Source organism: Altericroceibacterium xinjiangense (genome assembly GCF_003958635.1).
GTDB lineage: Bacteria > Pseudomonadota > Alphaproteobacteria > Sphingomonadales > Sphingomonadaceae > Altericroceibacterium_A > Altericroceibacterium_A xinjiangense.
This window is the reverse complement of the sequence record NZ_RSEK01000056.1, coordinates 1-2,656: the sequence shown is the minus strand read 5'-3', so window position 1 is coordinate 2,656 and position 2,656 is coordinate 1. Positions and strand designations below refer to the sequence as shown.

The window sequence follows — 2,656 nt, the reverse complement described above, 5'->3', positions numbered from 1 at the left end:
AGGCGGATGACCTCCGGCGAGGAGCGGAAGTACCGGAACGGATTAGCGGGTTTGCGAGGGCGAGGCATAGCCCTGCCTACTCTGCTGCGCGCCTGATCGCTATCCGGTACCGTTGCTCTGACAGTGCCCGTCAGGCTTTTGCGCGCTTCTGGCATGATCTCGAACTGCACCGGGCGGCCTGTCTTCTGCTGGATGACGGTCGCGCGATCACGAAACGAGCCTGCACTCATCAGGTCGCCTATCCTGATCTTGACCAGATCGCAGCCACGTAGCTTGCTGTCGATCGCGAGGTCGAATAGCGCTCGGTCTCGCAGGCGCTTGTGTTCGTCTAGGTAGAAGCGGATCGCCCAGATATCGCGCAGCTTCAACGGTCGCTTCTGCCCTACGTTCAATCCGGCATTCCAGGGGCGGCGGTCATGCACGGCGGGGTCGAGGTCTGAATGTCCCATGATATGTCTCCGATGGCCGGAATGGCCGGCCAGAGATTACCGGATGACATAGCGCGCGACGGAGACGAGGACTTGTATGCGTCATTGACATAGATGCCATTGGCGCATATACCCCTTAAGCATGGCTAACTTGCAGACCGTGGTGGAACTGCCCGAGTTTCTGCGGCGGGCCAAGTCGATCATGTCCGATGAGGATCGCTCTGCTCTGGTGGACTATATCGCTGCCAACCCGGAGGCGGGTGTCTCGCTGGGCGGTGGCCTTCGTAAAGTCCGTGTTGCTCGGCAGGGCGGCGGCAAAAGCGGCGGCTACCGGACCATCTATGTGTTCGGCGGCGTGCATGTACCAATCTTCCTCATCACCGTGTTCGCCAAGAACGAAAAGGATAATCTGACCAAGGCCGAGCAGGCGGAGTTGATCGCCATGAGCAAGGCCTTGCTCGCCCACTACGGAGACCGGAAATGAGCGCCTATGACAGCATCAAGCAGGGTTTGAACGAAGCTCTGGCATTTGCGGAAGGTAAGGAAGCCGGAACTCGGATCCATCAGGTGGAAGTACCCGCCGTCGATGTCGCCGCGATCCGCTCCAGCACCGGACTCTCGCAAGGCGAGTTCGCTCGCAGCATTGGCGTTGCCAAGGGCACGCTGCTCAACTGGGAGCATGGGCGCCGACGTCCCACCGGCCCGGCGCAGGTGCTGCTCGCGATGATCGCCAAAAAGCCTTCTCTGGTCAGAGAGATGCTGCGCTAGTCATTCTTGTCCCGCCCCAAAGTCGGCCGTTCGAAATTGCTTCTTCGTGACCTAAAAGCGGACACGGGACCACCCGGTGCGTTGCGGCAGGAGCTGGGGAGTGGATCGCGGCTCATCGGGGCAAACCCATGGGCCTTCTACGTTCACTCAGTTCGAGGCAGTCGGGTTCACCCTGTCGGCAGTCACGCTTTGGACGCTTCGAGCATCTTCTAGGAACCCGACGTGGAAAGAAACGGTGCCTGTCGGATATTGCAAGATCGAAGCGGTCACTGCCCCGGGAAGCATAAGTGCCTCATCTTCCAAGCCTCCTACTATTCGAGGAATTGCGAGCAATCGTTACCAGTCGATTGTCGCGCAGGAAGGCGCTTGCGCCCGAGCAACTGCGGGCTAATGCGTATATGGGGAACGCAGTTAAAGGGGGGAATCATGAACAAGTTTCTGTATATCTCGTGTGCGCTGAGCGCCTTGTTCGCCGTGCCCGCTCAAGCGGCCACGATCATCGAGAGCTACAACTTTTCTGCCATCACTACCGGCCCAATCACAAATCACTCCGGAAGCTTCTCATTCTCCTACGAGGATACAGACCCTTTCAATCTAACATTACGTTCTATAGACTTTTCCTTGAACGATTTTGCATTTGATACGTCCAATACGGGTCTTGAATTACTTAGGAGCGGCCCACTTCTTGCAGGACTAGAAAACGGCACCCGTGTGGTAACACACGGAACTAATGATTTCTGGCTTGTTCGGCAATCTGGCGTTTGGAACTTTGTTTACAGCGTTCCCGGCTTTGGGGCTGCCCAGGGCACCGCTCAAGTTGAACTGGCTTCCGCAATTCCTGAACCGACCACTTGGGCCATGATGCTGCTCGGCTTTGGCGCTATCGGGTTTGCGATGCGCAAGCCCGGGCGGAGGAAGGTTTCCGCTTCCTACGCCTGATTGCTTCCCGATCACGTTGAGCGCCGCTGGCGCCGGCTGGCGGCGTTTTTGCCTTTCGTGATCCCGAACAGGTCCACGCGGTGCTGTCAGTTTAATGCGAACCGCTCTCCGTTTGGCGCAATTAACCCTCGAGCGGTTTCACGTCAGATGACAAGGATCTTCCACTCGGCCAAAGCGGCCGCGCGGTGCTGCTTGTAAGTTTCCCTGTCGACGAGATGGCGTTCGGAACTGAAGTGGTTGTGGAAGGAGGCATGGACCGAAGCGAACTTCTGGAGCGACTTCATCTGTCTGAACCTCAGCATTGCTCGCTCTCGTCGCCGGAATGGCAGATGCGGGTGCTGTCATCTGTGGATGGCCCCTGCGCTGCAAGGGGTAAATTGAGTTGATGGTTTGATCTGTCCAGGTGCGGTCATCTGTCCGACCTGTTTGTGCGGCGCGAGATAGCGGGACTGTCAGGAATTTCGTGTGTGGCGGGCATAATGGGTAGGAAGAAGGAGTCCCACTATGTCACGACGCAAAGA

4 protein-coding genes and 1 pseudogene are annotated in these 2,656 nt (G+C 57.7%); 3 read left to right on the top strand and 2 right to left on the bottom strand.

The window, feature by feature from the left end; genetic code table 11:
- Positions 1-449 (bottom strand): site-specific integrase (locus ELY13_RS14830; RefSeq protein WP_478212958.1); only part of this gene is annotated, 449 nt, incomplete at its 3' end.
- 121 nt (positions 450-570) lie between these two features.
- On the opposite strand from ELY13_RS14830, the gene ELY13_RS14825 reads away from it, so the two are divergent.
- From ELY13_RS14825 to ELY13_RS14815, 3 genes are all read left to right on the top strand, one after another.
- Complete coding sequence (locus ELY13_RS14825) at positions 571-912, top strand: type II toxin-antitoxin system RelE/ParE family toxin (RefSeq protein WP_126174644.1); 342 nt, start codon at positions 571-573, stop codon at positions 910-912.
- Positions 909-1,196 (top strand): helix-turn-helix domain-containing protein, encoded by a 288-nt coding sequence (locus ELY13_RS14820; RefSeq protein WP_126174643.1) that lies wholly within the window; start codon positions 909-911, stop codon positions 1,194-1,196. The genes ELY13_RS14825 and ELY13_RS14820 overlap by 4 nt, the downstream gene beginning before the upstream one ends.
- A 426-nt stretch (positions 1,197-1,622) precedes the next feature.
- The gene (locus ELY13_RS14815; RefSeq protein WP_126174642.1) at positions 1,623-2,135 is read left to right on the top strand and encodes a PEPxxWA-CTERM sorting domain-containing protein; all 513 of its coding nucleotides are present in this window, start codon (positions 1,623-1,625) and stop codon (positions 2,133-2,135) included.
- A 143-nt stretch (positions 2,136-2,278) separates the two neighbouring features.
- On the opposite strand, the pseudogene ELY13_RS14810 reads toward ELY13_RS14815, so the two are convergent.
- A pseudogene (locus ELY13_RS14810) lies at positions 2,279-2,476 on the bottom strand (IS6 family transposase); the annotation flags it as partial.
- Positions 2,477-2,656: the final 180 nt, after the last annotated feature.

Coding starts and splice junctions, on each gene's coding strand:
- ELY13_RS14820 (WP_126174643.1), top strand. CDS start 909: ATGAGCGCCTATGACAGCATCAAGCAGGGTTTGAACGAAGCTCTGGCA.
- ELY13_RS14825 (WP_126174644.1), top strand. CDS start 571: ATGGCTAACTTGCAGACCGTGGTGGAACTGCCCGAGTTTCTGCGGCGG.
- ELY13_RS14815 (WP_126174642.1), top strand. CDS start 1,623: ATGAACAAGTTTCTGTATATCTCGTGTGCGCTGAGCGCCTTGTTCGCC.